Origin of the sequence: Pantoea sp. sgz302252 (assembly GCF_047713085.1) — a bacterium.
Lineage (GTDB): Bacteria > Pseudomonadota > Gammaproteobacteria > Enterobacterales > Enterobacteriaceae > Scandinavium.
This window is the reverse complement of the sequence record NZ_JBLFJW010000001.1, coordinates 31,046-47,946: the sequence shown is the minus strand read 5'-3', so window position 1 is coordinate 47,946 and position 16,901 is coordinate 31,046. Positions and strand designations below refer to the sequence as shown.

Genomic DNA, 16,901 nt, shown 5'->3' with positions numbered 1-16,901 from the left:
TCTTTTTAGGCGATAAATCGGGGGGAATAAGCGTATTCCTGACTGAAATTCTGGTTGTAAATAAAAAACAGACTTATCGGTGAGTTCGGTAATGAGCGCGAAGCCGATTGGTTCGGCGCAGAAAATAATAAACCCGCCACAAGGACGGGTTATATTTACAACTTTTCTACAATTCGTCGACTTAGAACTGGTAAACCAGGCCTGTCGCAACGATATCGTCAGTACCGATACCATTGTTCTGGTAGAAGTTGTCATTGTCGTCCAGCAGGTTGATTTTGTAATCAACGTAGGTAGACATATTTTTATTGAAGTAGTAAGTCGCGCCGACATCGACGTATTTCACCAGATCTTTGTCGCCGTCAACACCGTTCACACCCAGATCCTGGCCTTTAGACTGCAGGTAGGAAACAGCCGGACGCAGACCGAAATCGAATTGATACTGCGCAGTGACTTCGAAGTTCTTGGTTTTGTTGGCAATACCGTTGTCATCACCGTATGGGGTCATGTTACGGGTTTCAGAGTACATGGTTGCCAGGTAGATGTTATTCGCATCATATTTGAGGCCAACGGTCCAGGCATCAGCTTTATCACCCTGAGCGGTACTGAGGGTCTGCTGGTCGTTAGTACGATCGGAAGAGGCGTATGCCGCACCCGCGCTGAAGCCCATACCCATGTCATAGGTAGAGGAGATGCCCCAGCCGTCGCCGTTAGCGTTACGGTAGCTGCGATCGCCGTTGTTGGTACCTTCACCAGAACCTGGGTTCTCGTTTTTGCCCTGATACTGCAGAGCAAAGTTCAGGCCATCAACCAGACCGAAGAAGTCATTGTTACGGTAAGTTGCAACACCGTTTGCACGGCTGGTCATGAAGTTATCAGCTTTGGTGTAGGTATCGCCACCGAACTCGGGCAGCATATCGGTCCAGCCTTCCACGTCGTACAGTACGCCGTAGTTACGGCCGTAGTCGAATGAACCGTAGTCACCAAATTTCAGACCCGCGAACGCCAGACGGGTCCAGGCCTGGTTTTTGTCGTCGGCGGTGCTTTCAGCGTTATTCGCCTGGACGTTGTATTCCCACTGACCATAACCGGTCAGCTGGTCGTTGATCTGAGTTTCACCTTTGAAGCCCAGACGGATGTAAGACTGGTCACCATCAGCGCTTTTATCGTCGGAGAAGTAGTGCAAACCATCTACTTTGCCGTACAGATCCAGTTTGTTGCCGTCTTTGTTATAAATTTCTGCTGCGTGAACAGCGCCTGCGGTTAATAACGCAGGGATCATCAGGGCCAGTACTTTTCTTTTCATTTAAATAATCCTTTTAGCTGTTTTTATACTTTTGCTTCCTTATGGGAAGTACAGCAATCCTAATGGAGAGATATCTAAAGAAGGTAAGTTTCAATTGTAACTGTATGAGTAAAATCTCAATGAAATAATTCAAATGAAATCATCATTGATCGGGTGTATAGGTTTAGATTAATTATTCATGATAAAAATTATACAGTTCCGAAATTTCCAGCTAAAATCACGTCGTTATATGCCTATATTGTCACACAAATTAAGCGTGTTGCTGTGTGCTATTGTTTAATTATTATGTCAATATTTAAAATGACAAGCCCGAACTAGTGTTCGGGCTTTTTTTTATTTAATTTTAAATTTTACATCTATTCGTCGCTGGAGGATTTTTCCGCTTTACCGGCCATTTGCGCGAGGAAGTCATAACGTTTTTGTAAATCCGCCGCGGCGTCCTGCCATAATTGCTCCGCGACTTCTGGCTGCTGTACATTCAGGCGACGGAAACGTTGTTCTTTCATCAAAGTGTCCGCGAGTGCATCAGAAGGTGGGCGTGAGTCCAGCGCCAGCGGCAGTTTGCCTTCATCTGCGCGACGTGGATCGAAGCGATAGAGCGGCCAGAAGCCGGTGGCGGTGAGCTGGCGCATCTGATCATGACTTAACGCCAGGTCGTAGCCGTGCTCTTCGCAAGGGCTGTAGGCAATGATCAGCGACGGGCCAGGATAAGCTTCGGCTTCCTGAATCGCCTTCACGGTCTGATTAAGCTGTGCGCCTAACGAAATTTGCGCCACATAGACATGCCCATACATCATCATGCTAACGCCCAGATCTTTACGCGCCTTACGCTTGCCGTGTTCGCCAAACTTGGTGACTGCGCCCAGCGGGGTCGCTTTCGAAGCCTGTCCGCCCGTATTCGAGTAACACTGGGTATCCAGCACCAGAATGTTGACGTTCTCGGTCAAACTCAGAACATGATCGAGGCCGCCAAAGCCAATGTCATAGGCCCAGCCGTCGCCGCCAATCAGCCAGATGGATTTCTCGACCAAAGCGTCCGCGTCGGTTAACAGTTCTGCCGCACCTTCAACACCCTGTAAATGTTTACGCAGGGCAGCAACCTGCTCACGGCGAACGTCTGGCGTCGCTTCTGCATGCAATGCTTCATTGAGTTCAGCGGGCAGTTTGTCCGCGAAGGTGTCCAGCAGGCGCATGACACGCTGACGATGCTGGTCGACCGACAGGCGGAAACCAAGACCAAACTCAGCATTATCTTCAAACAGTGAGTTTGCCCACGCCGGGCCACGGCCGTTGATATCCGTAGTGTACGGCGTTGAGGGCAGGTTGCCGCCATAAATAGAAGAACAGCCGGTAGCATTGGCAATCAGCATGCGATCGCCGTAGAGCTGAGTCAGCAGTTTGATGTACGGTGTTTCACCACAGCCGGAGCACGCGCCAGAATATTCAAACAGCGGGGTGATAAGCTGCGAGGTGCGGATGTCGATACGTTCCAGTTTGCTGCGGTCGATCTCTGGCAGGTCGAGGAAGAAATCGTAATTCACTTTTTCTTCTTCCACGTGCTCAAGACGTGACATCATGTTGATGGCCTTGATTTCAGGATTCTGGCGATCTTTCGCCGGGCAGACTTCCACACACAGATTGCAGCCGGTGCAGTCTTCCGGTGCAACCTGCAGCACGTATTTCTGGCCGCGCATGTCGCGAGATTTTACATCCAAAGCGTGCAGGCTGGCTGGCGCATTCTCCATATCCTCAGGTGAAACCACCTTGGCGCGGATCGCCGAGTGCGGACAAGCCGCCACGCAGTGGTTGCACTGAGTACAAAGGTCTTCCTTCCAGATAGGGATCTCTTCGGCAATATTGCGTTTTTCCCAGCGTGTCGTGCCTACAGGCCAGGTGCCGTCAGGCGGCAGGGCGGACACCGGCAGCGCATCGCCAAGCCCGGCAAGCATCGCCGCGGTAACTGTTTTGACAAAATCTGGCGCGGCATCTGACACCACCGGCGGGCGATTCGGGCTGCTGCCGTCAACAGGTTGCAGCGGCACTTCAGCCAGATTTTCACGCGCCATTGCCAGCGCCTGCCAGTTACGCTCGACCAGCTCCTGACCTTTGCTGCTGTAGCTTTTTGCGATGGCCCCCTGAAGCTCAACCAATGCGCTGTCGCCGGGCAGGATTTGGGTCAACTGGAAAAACGCCATCTGCATGACGGTGTTGATACGAGCCGCAAGCCCACATTCACGAGCGATTTTGGCTGCGTTCACTACATAGAAACGCGCCTTTTTCTGGTTCAGGACAGCCTGCACTTCCTGAGGCAGACGCGACCAGACTTCTTCGGCACTGTAAGGCGTGTTGAGCAGGAAAATCCCGCCGGGCTTCAGGCGTTCTGCCATCTGATACTTGTCGATAAACTGCAACTGGTGACAGCCGACAAAATCCGCCTGAGAAACCAGATACGCCGAACGAATCGGCTTCTCTGAGACTCGCAAGTGGGAAACCGTCAGGCCACCCGCTTTTTTCGAGTCATAGACGAAATAGCCCTGCGCATACCACGGCGTGGAATTACCGATAATCTTGATATTGTTCTTGGTGGCAGAAACGCTGCCATCGCTGCCGAGGCCGTAAAACAGCGCCTCCAGCCGAGCCGTGGAAGGCAGGGTATTTTCCGGCAGCGGTAACGAAAGGTTGGTCACATCGTCGTAAATACCCACGGTGAAACGTGGCTTCGGTTTTTCGGCGCTGAGTTCATTGAAAATGGCCAGTACACAGTCTGGGCCAAATTCTTTGGATGACAGACCATAGCGTCCGCCAATGACACGCGGTAAAAATTCACGCGTGCCTGCGTTAAAGGCTTCGGCCAGGGCGCTCATTACGTCGAGATACAGCGGTTCTGCGTGTGCGCCAGGTTCTTTCGTGCGGTCAAGGACGGCGACCGTTTTTACCGACTGCGGGAGTTCAGCAATCAAATGTTCAGCAGAGAAAGGACGGTACAGACGCACTTTGAGCACGCCGACTTTTTCCCCGCGGGTCAGCAATTCATCGACGACTTCTTCGCAGGTGCCGATGGCCGATCCCATTAACACCACAACGCGCTCAGCCTGTGGGTGTCCGTAGTATTCAAACGGTTTGTACTGACGGCCTGTGGCGGCGGCAAAATCATTCATTGCCTGCTCAACGTGTTGATACACGGCGTCGTACCACGGGTTGGTGGCTTCGCGAGACTGGAAGTAGGTGTCCGGGTTGGCGGACGTCCCGCGAATAACCGGGTGTTCAGGGTTAAGTGCCCGTTCGCGATGCGCATCAATCTCCGCTTGTGGCAGCAAATTCTGAATCGTGTCATCGGCCAGCGGCACGATTTTGTTGATCTCGTGCGAGGTGCGAAAACCATCAAAGAAATGGATAAAAGGCACGCGGCTTTTGAGCGTGGCGATATGGGAAATAAGGGCGAAATCCTGAGCTTCCTGCACGCTGCCGGCGCTTAACATCGCGCAGCCTGTCTGGCGGATGGCCATCACGTCTGAATGATCGCCAAAAATAGAAAGGGCGTGGGTCGCGACGGTACGGGCAGCGACATGCAATACAAAGGGAGTCAGTTGCCCTGCGAGCTTGTAAAGCGTTGGGATCATCAGCAACAATCCCTGAGAAGACGTAAACGATGTCGAGAGCGCACCCGTCTGCAATGCGCCGTGCACGGCGGCAATCGCGCCAGCTTCTGACTGCATTTCCACCACCCGCGGCACGTCGCCCCAGATGTTTTTCAGCCCGTTACCCGCCCACGCATCAGCCAGTTCTGCCATGGTAGAACTCGGCGTAATGGGGTAGATGGCGATTACTTCACTGGCGCGAAACGCCACCGACGCGACAGCGCCATTACCATCAGTTGTAATCATGTGACACCCTTACATTGCGCAAGAAAAGGGACCCGTGATACGTCGACGAGTCCTGTAATTATCCTTTTATTTTAGCAAAGGGTCGGGAAAGCCATTTTTGCTTTTGTGTCCCTGGTGCTCATTTGAGCAGAAGTGAGAGAGGGGTTTAGGCGATAAAAATTGCGAGAAATTGTTTCCAGGCCAGGTTTTGCGCGTTTCGTCTCTCGACGGCAGGCCGCTTGCTGCCTATTATGAACAGGTTTTGCTAACGTTTTTGACAGGGGAGTGTAAAGAGAATGCGAGCAGCTTTTTGGGTAGGGTGCGCGGCACTGTTTTTATCCGCATGCAGCAGTGAACCAGAACAGCAGGCCACAGCGGCACACGTCACGCCAGGAATGCGTGCGGCGATGTCAGATTCCGGGCAGGCCAACTGCGCGATGATTGGCGGCGCGTTATCCGTTGCCCGCCAGCTTGATGGCTCGGCCATCGGGATGTGCGCATTACCCAATGGCAAGCGATGCAGCGAGCAGTCTCTTGCCACCGGAAGCTGCGGCAACTACTGAGCCACTCAGTTCACCAGATCGGCGAGTTTATACACCAGCGAATCGTGCGATGTCGCGAGGGTTAGCTGATTGGCGGTCAAATCAACCTGAACACCGTCATGCAGCATCGCGCTCAACAGGCTATCCAGTTGATTCATTTGCGGGTCAGTGCAAAGCATGCGCGTCATTGCCAGGTTTTTCACCTTGAGCTCGCCGTCAGACAATTTCCCTTCACCCGTGAAACGGTTACACATGTTGCCGGACACGTGCATTTTCTCGCCGAAGCTCAGCTCCAGCGGTTTATCACTGCTGACGTTCTTGCCGTTGACACTTTCCAGCACAAAGCGATGGTGCTGAAGCTGTTCAGGTTGGGTCGTGACGTCGCTGGTAGACACGCAGCCTGCCAGCAGCATTCCGGCCGCCAGCAGGGCGGCGCTCATTTTTACAGGACTCATTAACTATTCACCAAAAATATTACCAAACCAGAATGACATTCTGGTACCGGGTGGGTTAATGGGGATTATCTGAAAGTGCTCCCCGCGAACGGGGAGCTGAAAAGGTTAAACCAGAGCGTTAGGGCAGGTTTCGCCGTTGGCGATAAGACGCAGGTTTTCCAGAGTGGTTTCTGAAATGCTGGTCAGCGCTTCGGCAGTCAAGAATGCCTGGTGGCCGGTAAACAACACGTTATGGCAGGCAGAAAGGCGGCGGAACACGTCATCCTGGATAACGTCATTGGACTTATCTTCAAAGAACAAATCGCGTTCGTTCTCATACACGTCCATCCCCAGCGCCCCGATTTTCTGGGTTTTCAGTGCCTCGATGGCGGCCTGGGAATCAATCAATCCGCCGCGGCTGGTGTTAATGACCATCACGCCATCTTTCATTTGCGCGAATGCCGCGTGGTTCAGCAGATGATAGTTGTCTTCGGTCAGCGGGCAGTGCAGGGAAATCACATCTGACTGCGAAAACAGCGTCGGCAGGTCAACATATTCCACCCCCAGTTCAAGCGCTGCTTCGCCTGGATAAGGGTCGAATGCCAGCAGCTTCATGCCAAAGCCTTTCAGGATGCGTAGCGTAGCCACCCCGATTTTACCGGTGCCGACAACACCCGCCGTTTTACCGTACATGGTGAAACCGCACAGGCCTTCCAGCGAGAAATTGGCGTCGCGGGTGCGCTGATAGGCACGATGAATACGACGGTTCAGCGACATCATCAGGCCAATGGCGTGTTCGGCGACCGCTTCAGGGGAATAGGCTGGCACGCGCACCACTTTCAGCCCCAGTTCCTTCGCGGCGTCCAGGTCAACGTTGTTAAAGCCTGCACAGCGCAATGCTATATATTTAACGCCATGATTTTTCAACTCTTCCAGAACAGGGCGGCTGCCGTCGTCGTTGACGAAAATACAGACCGCTTCACAGCCGTGAGCGGTTTTGGCTGTTTTTTCGCTTAAAAGGAAGTCAAAAAATTCAAGTTCAAAGCCAAATGCATCATTAACATCTTGCAGATACTTTTTATCGTACTGCTTTGTGCTATAAACTGCGATTTTCATAAGACTTTTCTCCAGTGATTTTACCGTCACGGTAGCATAATTCAAATTATCTTACAAATATTAAACTTTAGTTTAATCATCAGGTTATAACAGTGAGTGTAGAGCATAATGAAGGGATGTTTTTGCGAAACGGCATGCGCGCCAGACCCCATCCTCTATGCTTAAACCTGACGGTGACTTTAACTGGTGCGTTGAACATGCCACAATACTCGCCACTTCGGCTTTTAATTACAAAGAATCAGGATGTTAACCGCCCATGAAGGGTACCTGGAAAGCCGCAATTGCGCTACTGCTGTTGCTGATACTTCTGCCATTGACGCTGCTGCTCACGCTGACGCACTGGGTGCCGACGCTGGCCGGGATCTGGCTGCCTGCGGGCACACGCATCGCTATCCATCATAGCCCGCGTTTTACACGTCATTCCATGCGCTTACCGGAACTGCGCTATCTGGTTGGGGATTGCCAACTAGCGGTGCTTACCGACGCTGAGCTTTCTCATCCCAGCCGCTGGCAACTGCACGTTGGCAAGCTGGACATCAATTCTGCCTGCCTGAGCAAGCTGCCTGAAAGTACGCCGACGCCAGGCGCACCGCGTACGCTCGCCGAATGGCAGTTCATGTTGCCCTACAGCTGGCTGACTATCGATCAGTTTCGCCTTTCGCCGTGGGAGAAATGGCAGGGCAAGCTGGCCGTGTCATTGACGCCAGCACAACAGGAACTGAGCTATAACGGTGACGCCGTTCATCTTAAAGCAAAATTACGCGGACAGGCTCTGACCGTCAGCCAGTTTGAAGCTCAGGTTCAGGAAGACCGCCCGCCGATCAAACTAGTCGGTGAGTTCACGATGCCGTTAGTGCCGGACGGGCTGCCGGTTAATGGTCATCTGGTCTCCACGTTTCAGGTTCCTGAGCCTGGCACGCTGGTGGATGCTGAACTGGAATGGCGTGAAAATCAGGGGCAGCTAGTGGTGATGGCGCGTGGTAACGACGACCCGCTGCTGGATTTACCCTGGGAACTGACGCGTAAAAGACTGACCATCAGCGACGGACGCTGGAACTGGCCGTGGCTCGAAGGCATTCCACTGAGCGGCCGCGTGGGGCTGAAAATCGATAACTGGCAGCAGGGCATTGAGAAAATGCAGATTGCCGGGCGCCTGAACGTGCTGACGCAAGGCCTGGCAGGCAAAGGCAATGCGGTGTTGACCCTCGGGCCGGGGACGCTGAGTATGGACAACAGTGCCATGCCTTTACATCTTAGCGGGGAAGCCAAGTATGACGATCTGGTGCTCTACGCCATGTTGCCCGCCACGTTAACCGGGCCACTTACCCATCCGCGCCTGAGCTTTGAACCGGGCTCACTGCTGCGCTCGCGTGGTCGCCTGATTGATACCTTAAATATTGATGAAGTGCGTTGGCCACTGGCGGGCGTACACGTCAGCAGTCAGGGCGTTGCCGGGCGTTTACAAGCTATCTTGCGGGCGCATGAACAAGAAACCGGTGATTTTGTTTTGCACCTCGACGGACAGGCTGACAACTTTATGCCGGACAAAGGTAGCTGGCGCTGGCGCTACTGGGGCGATGGCAATTTCACCCCGATGCAGGCGCGCTGGGATGTGAAAGGTGACGGCGAGTGGCGAGACAGCGCTATCGTGCTGAACAGCCTGTCGACAGGGTTCGACAAGCTGCAATACGGCACAATGACAATAAGCCAGCCACGCCTGGTGCTTGAACAGCCGATTCACTGGCTCCGCGATGAACAGCATCCTTCCTTGACCGGCGCGTTATCGATGGATGCGGGCGAAACGCGTTTCAGCGGCGGCAGCGTGCTTCCGCCGTCAACGCTCAAGTTCAGCGTTGACGGGCGCGATCCGACCTGGTTCCAGTTTAAAGGCGATCTGCATGCGGCGAAAATTGGCCCCGTACGGGTGAATGGCCGTTGGGACGGCGAACGTTTGCGCGGTGAGGCGTGGTGGCCGAAGCAGTCGCTGAGCGTCTTCCAGCCGCTGATCCCACCTGACTGGAAAATGAACCTCCGTGACGGCGAGCTGTATGCGCAGGTGGCGTTCTCTGCCGCGGCGGAGCAGGGCTTTGAAGCGGGCGGACACGGCGTGCTGAAAAACGGCAGCGCGTGGATGCCAGATAACCAAATCAACGGCGTGGATTTCGTGTTGCCCTTCCGTTTCCGCCAGGGGACCTGGGATCTCGGCACGCGTGGCCCGGTGTCGCTGCGCATTGGCGAAATCGTCAACCAGGTCACAGCGAATAATTTCACCGCCGATTTGCAGGGCAGCTATCCCTGGAGTGAAGAAAACCCGCTGATCCTGAGTGATGTCAACGTGGATGTGATGGGCGGCAAGCTGTCGATGCTGCAACTGCGTATGCCGCAGCACGATCCGGCTTTGCTGCGGGTGCAGAATATTTCCACCAGCGAATTGATAAGCGCAGTAAACCCGAAACAGTTCACCATGTCAGGCCCGGTCAGCGGTGCGCTGCCCCTGTGGCTCAACAATGAAAAGTGGATAATCAAAGACGGCTGGCTGAGCAACCCTGGCCCTATGACGCTGCGCATAGATAAAGACACTGCGGATGCAGTTGTGAAAGATAACATGGCTGCCGGAGCGGCCATTAACTGGTTACGGTATATGGAAATTACCCGCTCATGGACCAAAATCAATCTCGATAATCTTGGCGTGTTAACGCTGCAAGCCACGGTGTCCGGCACCAGCCAGGCTGACGGCAAAACCGGCAAAGTGAATGTAAACTATACCCATGAAGAAAACGTGTTCGACCTGTGGCGCAGCCTGCGCTTTGGCGACAATCTTCAGGCGTGGCTTGAGCAAAATGCGGCCCTTCCGCAACCGAATTGCCAGGCAGGCAAGGAATGTAAGGAGCAATAATGAAAACCACTATCGCCCTGTTGGGCGGGATTGCCGTATTGACGCTGAGCGGCTGCACACCAAGGATTGAGGTGGCCGCACCGAAGGAGCCGATCACTATCAATATGAATGTCAAAATCGAACACGAAATTCATATCAAGGTCGATAAAGACGTTGAGGATTTACTGAAATCACGTAGCGATCTGTTCTGAGGCCATCATGAAAAAATTAGGGGTTATGGTGGTGCTGAGTCTCTGTCTGATAAGCCAAAGCGTCTTCGCACTGACGCTGGAACAGGCTCGTTCCGAAGGGCTGGTCGGTGAAACGCTGAGCGGCTATCTGGCGCCACTTAAGCAAGATAAACAAACGCTGGCGCTGGTGAAGCAGATTAACGATGCACGCGGTGAGAGCTATCAGCAACTGGCTGACAGCAACAATATTCCGGTGGATGAAGTGGCCAAAATGGCCGGGCAAAAGCTGGTCGCTCGCGCTCAGCCGGGTGAGTATGTGAAGGGCATCAACGGCAAGTGGCTGCGGAAGTGACATTTTGCCTGGCGGCGCTGCGCTTGCACAGGCCTACCTCCGGCCGGGAGGATTTTGTAGGTTCGGTAAGCGTAGCGCCACCGAACAAGGCTTTCACCGATGCTGTTTACGGTACTCGCCAGGCGAGATGCCAAAGCGCTGGCGAAACGCGGTAGAGAAATGGCTGTGGTCGGTAAAGCCCCAGTTAAAGCCAATGCCCGCCAGTTTTTCATCGTCGGCGGCGCTGCGTAGCGCTTTCGCACACAGATCCAGCCGCCGGTTTTTAATGTATTGCGCCACCACCAGGCCTTTATCGGCGAACATGCGGTAAAGGCTTCTCACCGACATCCCTGTTTCGTTCGCCAGCCATTCCGGGCGCAAACAGTCTGACTGAATATGGTCGTCGATAAGTTGCACGATTTTTTCAAACTGCCGCTCACGTCGGCTCGGTTGCTGGTCTTGCTGCTGTAAGACCGGGCGCAGCAGGCATACAATCGCCTCCAGCGCCGCTTCGCTTTCAATGCCCGACAGCTCGCGGTTGCTCATGCTTTCCTGCAATAGCCGGTGGCTCATCTGCACCATCGGCAACGACTTCTCCAGACGCTGCACACAGTGTCCTTCACTGATCCGCAATTGCTGCTCGACAAGACTTCTTGGCAGCAATAACGAGATTTGTCGTGAGGGCTGCTGCCACACTATCGAACAAGGGCGCGAAGCATCAACCAGGGTGATATCCCCAGGCTGGATCACCGTCTGACGGTCGTTTTGCTCAATGATAGCCTGGCCTTCCAGCTGAAAAACGGTATAGAACCAGTTGTCGTTGTAACTTTTGATTTCGTGGTTCGTACGGTACAGATTGACGTTGGCGCTGGTGACTGTGCTGAGCTTTAGCGAGCGGGTGTACCCGGTTTCCAGATGCCCTGAAAACGCCCCTTCAAGCTGCCGTGCGGCGAAATTCCCGCATTCCTGGTTAATCTGCGCGAGCCACTGCTGGAACGGCTCTTCACCGGTTATCTGCGCCATAGTCAGCCTCAGTCAGAAAGTGCTATCACAATGTTGCATTTATGTTGCGATAGCAAGGGTGTGCTGGTGACTATACGAAAGAACTATCACCGGCAACAGGAGCGAAGCCGACTATTGTCACTGTTTGCGAGGGCTGTCACAGGCGACAAAGCGAATGACAGAGAGACAAAAACACAATCTGCGCTCCGGCTCTACACTGAACAAAACCGTGAAGGGTAATAAGGAGCTGATATGTCTGATTCACAGGTCGCACTGCTTGAGAGCGTGCAACACTTTTTGGCGCGCCAGCACGGGCTTTATGTCGACGGCAAACAACAGGCCTCGCTCAGCGACAAACGCCTGACCGTCTGGGACCCGGCAACAGGCAAATCGATCGCCACCACCGCAGACGCTAACCGTGCAGATGTGGATGCGGCAGTGATGTCTGCCTGGCGAGCTTTTGTTGATCGCCGTTGGGCAGGGCGGTTGCCTGCGGAACGCGAACGCATTTTGCTTCGATTTGCCGATTTGGTCGAACAACATGCCGAAGAGCTCGCCCAGCTGGAAACGCTGGAGCAGGGAAAATCGATCAATATTTCCCGCGCGTTTGAAGTCGCCTGTACGCTGAACTGGATGCGCTATACCGCCGGGCTCGCCACCAAAATCACCGGACAAACGCTGGACGTTTCCATTCCACTGCCAGCAGGCGCACGCTATCAGGCGTGGACTCGTAAAGAGCCGGTGGGTGTCGTCGCGGGGATTGTGCCGTGGAACTTCCCGCTGATGATTGGCATGTGGAAAGTGATGCCAGCGCTGGCGGCAGGGTGCTCGATTGTTATCAAACCGTCAGAAACCACGCCGCTGACACTGCTGCGAGTGGCAGAACTGGCGAGCGAAGCGGGCGTGCCGGACGGGGTGTTTAACGTTGTGACTGGAAGCGGTGCGGAATGTGGTTCTGCCCTGACTTCACATCCTCAGGTCGCGAAAGTGAGCTTTACCGGTTCAACCCAAACCGGCAAACAGATTGCCCGCACAGCGGCAGACAGGCTGACGCGTGTGACGCTGGAACTCGGCGGCAAAAACCCGGCGATTGTGCTGAAAGATGCCGATCCGCAGTGGGTGATTGAAGGCCTGATGATGGGCAGTTTCCTTAATCAGGGGCAGGTCTGCGCCGCCAGTTCGCGTATTTATATCGAAGCGCCACTCTTTGACGCCCTGGTTACAGGTTTTGAGCAAGCGGTGAAATCGCTGAGCGTTGGGCCGGGGATGTCTGAAAGTGCGCAGATTAACCCGCTGGCGTCGCGTGCGCATTGTGACAAAGTGGCGGCGTTCCTTCATGAAGCCGAACAGAATCATGCCGAACTGATTGGCGGTAATGCCGGGCCAGAAGGACAGGGTTACTACGTTCGTCCTACGCTGGTGGTCAATCCTGATGCACGATTGCGCCTGACTCGCGAAGAGGTGTTCGGCCCGGTGGTGAACCTCGTTCGCGTGGCAGACGGCGAAGAAGCGCTGAAGCTGGCCAATGAGACCGAATACGGCCTGACCGCCAGCGTCTGGACGCAGAATATTTCGCAGGCCTTGAGCTACACCGACCGCTTACAGGCGGGCACAGTTTGGGTCAACAGCCACACGCTTATCGACCCCAACCTGCCGTTTGGTGGCATGAAACAATCCGGAACCGGACGTGACTTTGGCCCGGACTGGCTCGACGGCTGGTGCGAAACCAAATCGGTTTGCGTGCGTTATTGAGTGACTGCCCGGTCAGTAACGAGGGATTAGTGCGCCGCGAGCGCATGAAAGAAGGCGGGATCCGACTGGATAACGGCCAGCACTTTAGCGGCAAGTCCTGTTGGGTTTCGCCTTTTGGCTTCCCAGCTTTTGATGGTGTCAACGCTGGTGCCCAGTGCTGTCGCCATCTCACTCTGAGAAACGTTAAGCTGCTCGCGAATGGCTCGCACATCGGCTATTTCATAGCGGGTGACTTTTCCTGCCGCTTTTTTGCCATTTTTAATCTCAACGGCTTCTTCCAGCGAAGCTTTCAGCTCGTTAAAAAAGGTCATATCACACCTCATTTTTCAGTTGTTGGGTGAGTGTCTTCAGGGCTGATTTTTCGGCATCCGTCAGCGAATCTTTCACGCTTTTCGGGTACGCCAGCACAAACCAGACAATCTCTTCGGATGCGATGAAATAGATAACCCTCGCGCTGCCACTTTTTCCCTGATTTCCTGTCGCCATCCTGATTTTACGCAGACCACCGGTTTGCGTTATCAAATCGCCTCTGGCCGGAAACTGGATCAACTCCTTTTGCAAATCTTTCAGCTCATCATCTGTGGCAATGCTCTTGATTTGCCGGGTGAAGAGCGGGGTTTCGATAAACTCTATGGCATGGCTCACTGGCACATTCTCCCTGTGCGGGTACATAGTACACCTGCAATGGGTACTATGTACACCGTCATTTCAGTTGTGTTGAAATAATCCGCAGGGAATATAAGTCCGAAAGGAGAGGCTTGCTGAAGGTTCTGTTGATTTTGCGTACTGCCTCGTAAGGCCATTGTTCAGAGCAGCAACGGCAGAGATACCAGCGGCCTCAGAGGAGGTCGTTGGTATCATGAGCAGGGATAACGCGTTATTCGGGAAGGCTGTTGATACGCAATTTATAACCGCCGCGCACAAAATCGATATGCCGGTCGGTTTTCAGCGAGGAAATAATATTCAGAATACTGCTTCGTGATAACCCGGTGCGTTCCTGCACATAGCTGAGGATGTTCACTCGTTCCTTAGTTTCTTCTGACAATGCATCCAGTTCGCGCAAATAGTGGCACACAATAGGGTAAGTCCTTTGATTCACAATTTGCAGATCGCGACACAGCATAGATTACTTATGTGCTGCCGCGGTATTTCTGGCTGCCACTATTCCCACATTGACAGTACAGGCCAACCTGCATGATGCGCATCAGCGTCACCAGAAGGCGCGTGATATCCGTCAGGATGCACGGACCGAAGCGCGTGTGGATAAGCGCAATTGTTATATGAGAGATAACAAGAGCAACCGCGATTGCCGCCGCGACAAGCGTGATACCAAGCGCGATGGGCGCCGTGACGCCAGAGACACGATTTGGGGAAACACCTCCAAATAAACGTCAGCGCTGGAGAGGAGTGCCTCTCCAGCGTTATTCTGTACCGATTTTTAGCGATTTCGCGACGTATATTTACTCTGCTTGTGTTCGTACAGCAGTTCATCCGCTTTAGTCAATGCCGTCTCGAAGGTGTCCTGCTCTGTCATTTGATAACTTCCCCAGGAAAATGACACCAGTCGAGAGTTATCGATTTCCTGCAATTTATTCTCAACCCGAACAATGACTTCCCGGGCTTTATTCAGGTTGGCATCGACCAGAATAATATTGAATTCATCCCCACCAAGGCGAATGCCAAAATCACTTTTCCGAATCGACTTTTCGATAGCCTTGCCGAGCAATTTAATCGCCCGATCACCCATCGCGTGACCGAGAGTATCGTTAATGCGTTTCAGTCCGTCACAGTCGATGGCAATCACCGTCACACCGATATGCTTACCGAGCATGTCATGGACGCTATCCTCCAGCTGTTTCGACATGATCTTACGGTTAAACAGCCCGGTGAGTGGGTCGGTCACATTATCTTTTGTCAGTGACGCATGGCGATTGAGGTGGTAACGAACGTACTGACACAGCAGCAACGTGATCACGATATACAGCACGAACAGCCAGAGGTTAGTCAGCACAAAATAGATAAAATCGAGGCTGGCATGGAGCGTGTAATAGCGGGTTATCTCTTCCTGGTGGCCGATAAAATCAAAAGAGGCGAATTTCGGTTTGTGAAAATGGATAACTTTGTGGCTGTTGTTATCCTCAACGTACATCGTCAAAAAAGTCCATAAACCAGGGCGGTCGGGCGTATAAAAGGAGGTTGCCAGATCGCTGATGCTAAAATCGGTCACTATCACGCCGCGTATTTTCCCATTGGAAAATACCGGGTTGAGCATACTGATAATATTTTTCTTCGTATAACCATCGCGGTATATGTGCGACACAATACAGTTGCCGCGCTGCAAATCTTTCAGTGCCTCTCTGTCGATATTGATAGAAATGGCGCTGTTATCAATATCGATATCGCTGGTTCCTGCGACCAGCCAGTTCTGAAAGGTGTAATTACGAGTATCGACAGGGCGATTAATATAGACGTAGTTATGCACCAGATCGATGTAATAGCGGCGGTTATTGAACGTGTAGCCGGTATAGTTGGAAAAACTGTACTTCGGCGACGGACTGGCGTTGCTGTCGAGCAATATCGAAAGTTCAGGGACATCGTAAGCCCAGTCGAGGCAACGCGGATCGCGAGTTTGCAGCGTGCCATTCAGCGCTGAAAACGTTTTTCCCGCCAGGTTCAAACCATAAACACCGTTAATATGTTCGACGTGCTGACACACGGTATCAGGATCGTTGACGCCCGCTTTATCCGGTATGGTCGCCGAGAACGCAGTGGAGAGGCTAAAGGCCACCCGCTGGTTGATGTATTCCTCATGAAACAGCGCGGATTTTCCGTTTTCCGCAATGTAGGCCATGTACTTCTTCAGGGCCTGATACTCGCGGTAAAGCAGGCCAGAGAACACCGCAGTGCTGAGAATGACAATCGCCGCAAACGTGGCGGTCCGCTTGGGGTTAAACATGGTGGGCTATTCCTTTCACTACCCTAATGCAGCGAATTATAGCATGGGTGAATGTTTAACAGAGAAGGCCGCAAATGCCATGGTTCGCCCGATTCTCTGAACATGCATTGGCGGTATCCAGATTTACATATCTGTTTTATCATATGTGTATTCTGTGTCATCAGGACAACATCATGCTTCAGCCTGTTCAGCTTTTTAAAATCCTGTCGGATGAAACCCGCCTGGCGATCATCCTGCTTCTTAAAGAGGCTGGCGAGTTATGCGTCTGTGATCTTTGCGGTGCAACGTCAGAGTCACAGCCCAAAATATCCCGACATATGGCGATATTACGCGAGTCAGGGTTAGTGCTCGATCGCCGGGAAGGGAAATGGGTTCACTACCGTTTGTCTCCGCATATGCCCGCCTGGGCTGCCGAGACCATTACCACAAGCTGGCATTGTCTGCGGGAAGAGGTGCGTGGCTGGTCGGCTCAGTCCACCTCTACATCCTGCTGATTGATGCCAACATATTCTTATAATCATATGTATGGAGACTGA

At 53.1% G+C, this 16,901-nt stretch carries 16 protein-coding genes; 7 read left to right on the top strand and 9 right to left on the bottom strand.

Translation table 11 applies throughout. The features are described from left to right. Window positions 1-181: 181 nt before the first annotated feature. On the bottom strand, window positions 182-1,303 hold the full coding sequence (gene ompC, locus ACLW56_RS00225) for a porin OmpC (protein WP_330981812.1): 1,122 nt from the start codon (window positions 1,301-1,303) through the stop codon (window positions 182-184). A 356-nt stretch (window positions 1,304-1,659) separates the two neighbouring features. After that, window positions 1,660-5,187, bottom strand: coding sequence for a pyruvate:ferredoxin (flavodoxin) oxidoreductase (gene nifJ, locus ACLW56_RS00220; RefSeq protein WP_330981811.1), 3,528 nt, complete (start codon window positions 5,185-5,187; stop codon window positions 1,660-1,662). Between the two features lie 275 nt (window positions 5,188-5,462). Between nifJ and ACLW56_RS00215 the strand changes: the two genes are divergently transcribed. Beyond that, window positions 5,463-5,729 carry a DUF333 domain-containing protein gene (locus tag ACLW56_RS00215; RefSeq protein WP_330981810.1) on the top strand — a complete coding sequence of 89 codons (267 nt, stop codon included), beginning with the start codon at window positions 5,463-5,465 and terminating at the stop codon, window positions 5,727-5,729. A gap of 5 nt (window positions 5,730-5,734) precedes the next feature. Here the strand turns inward: ACLW56_RS00215 and hslJ are convergent, their stop codons facing one another. Then, a complete protein-coding gene (gene hslJ, locus ACLW56_RS00210; RefSeq protein WP_330981809.1) occupies window positions 5,735-6,163 on the bottom strand; it encodes a heat shock protein HslJ in 429 nt (142 codons plus the stop codon). A 105-nt stretch (window positions 6,164-6,268) separates the two neighbouring features. Beyond that, complete coding sequence (locus ACLW56_RS00205) at window positions 6,269-7,258, bottom strand: 2-hydroxyacid dehydrogenase (RefSeq protein ID WP_330981808.1); 990 nt, start codon at window positions 7,256-7,258, stop codon at window positions 6,269-6,271. A gap of 256 nt (window positions 7,259-7,514) precedes the next feature. On the opposite strand from ACLW56_RS00205, the gene ACLW56_RS00200 reads away from it, so the two are divergent. Genes ACLW56_RS00200 through ACLW56_RS00190 form a run of 3 tightly spaced genes read left to right on the top strand, consistent with a single transcriptional unit; the run spans window position 7,515 to window position 10,676 of the window. Continuing rightward, entirely contained in the window at window positions 7,515-10,154 is a 2,640-nt protein-coding gene (locus tag ACLW56_RS00200; protein WP_330981807.1) for a YdbH family protein, read from the top strand. Further along, on the top strand, window positions 10,154-10,345 hold the full coding sequence (locus tag ACLW56_RS00195) for a YnbE family lipoprotein (RefSeq protein ID WP_330981806.1): 192 nt from the start codon (window positions 10,154-10,156) through the stop codon (window positions 10,343-10,345). The genes ACLW56_RS00200 and ACLW56_RS00195 overlap by 1 nt, the downstream gene beginning before the upstream one ends. Before the next feature lie 7 nt (window positions 10,346-10,352). Continuing rightward, a complete protein-coding gene (locus ACLW56_RS00190; RefSeq protein WP_330981805.1) occupies window positions 10,353-10,676 on the top strand; it encodes a YdbL family protein in 324 nt (107 codons plus the stop codon). A gap of 93 nt (window positions 10,677-10,769) precedes the next feature. Here ACLW56_RS00190 and feaR read toward each other — a convergent pair whose 3' ends face one another. Beyond that, entirely contained in the window at window positions 10,770-11,678 is a 909-nt protein-coding gene (gene feaR, locus ACLW56_RS00185; RefSeq protein WP_330981804.1) for a transcriptional regulator FeaR, read from the bottom strand. A gap of 231 nt (window positions 11,679-11,909) precedes the next feature. Here feaR and ACLW56_RS00180 point away from each other — a divergent pair, with 231 nt between their 5' ends. Then, window positions 11,910-13,409: an aldehyde dehydrogenase family protein gene (locus ACLW56_RS00180; protein ID WP_330981803.1), complete on the top strand. Its 1,500-nt coding sequence runs from the start codon at window positions 11,910-11,912 to the stop codon at window positions 13,407-13,409. A gap of 26 nt (window positions 13,410-13,435) precedes the next feature. Here the strand turns inward: ACLW56_RS00180 and nadS are convergent, their stop codons facing one another. The 3 genes from nadS to ACLW56_RS00165 all read right to left on the bottom strand — a co-directional run bounded on the left by nadS (window position 13,436) and on the right by ACLW56_RS00165 (window position 14,532). Continuing rightward, window positions 13,436-13,720 (bottom strand): NadS family protein, encoded by a 285-nt coding sequence (gene nadS, locus ACLW56_RS00175; RefSeq protein WP_330981802.1) that lies wholly within the window; start codon window positions 13,718-13,720, stop codon window positions 13,436-13,438. A 1-nt stretch (window position 13,721) separates the two neighbouring features. After that, entirely contained in the window at window positions 13,722-14,054 is a 333-nt protein-coding gene (locus tag ACLW56_RS00170; protein ID WP_330981801.1) for a type II toxin-antitoxin system RelE/ParE family toxin, read from the bottom strand. Between the two features lie 232 nt (window positions 14,055-14,286). Beyond that, entirely contained in the window at window positions 14,287-14,532 is a 246-nt protein-coding gene (locus ACLW56_RS00165; RefSeq protein ID WP_330981800.1) for a helix-turn-helix domain-containing protein, read from the bottom strand. Window positions 14,533-14,581: 49 nt separating this feature from the next. Here ACLW56_RS00165 and ACLW56_RS00160 point away from each other — a divergent pair, with 49 nt between their 5' ends. Next, window positions 14,582-14,797 (top strand): hypothetical protein, encoded by a 216-nt coding sequence (locus ACLW56_RS00160; protein WP_330981799.1) that lies wholly within the window; start codon window positions 14,582-14,584, stop codon window positions 14,795-14,797. 50 nt (window positions 14,798-14,847) lie between these two features. On the opposite strand, the gene dgcJ is transcribed toward ACLW56_RS00160, so the two are convergent. Continuing rightward, entirely contained in the window at window positions 14,848-16,365 is a 1,518-nt protein-coding gene (dgcJ, locus tag ACLW56_RS00155; protein ID WP_330981798.1) for a diguanylate cyclase DgcJ, read from the bottom strand. A 173-nt stretch (window positions 16,366-16,538) separates the two neighbouring features. Between dgcJ and ACLW56_RS00150 the strand changes: the two genes are divergently transcribed. Beyond that, window positions 16,539-16,859 (top strand): metalloregulator ArsR/SmtB family transcription factor, encoded by a 321-nt coding sequence (locus tag ACLW56_RS00150; RefSeq protein ID WP_330981797.1) that lies wholly within the window; start codon window positions 16,539-16,541, stop codon window positions 16,857-16,859. The last annotated feature ends 42 nt before the right edge of the window (window positions 16,860-16,901 follow it).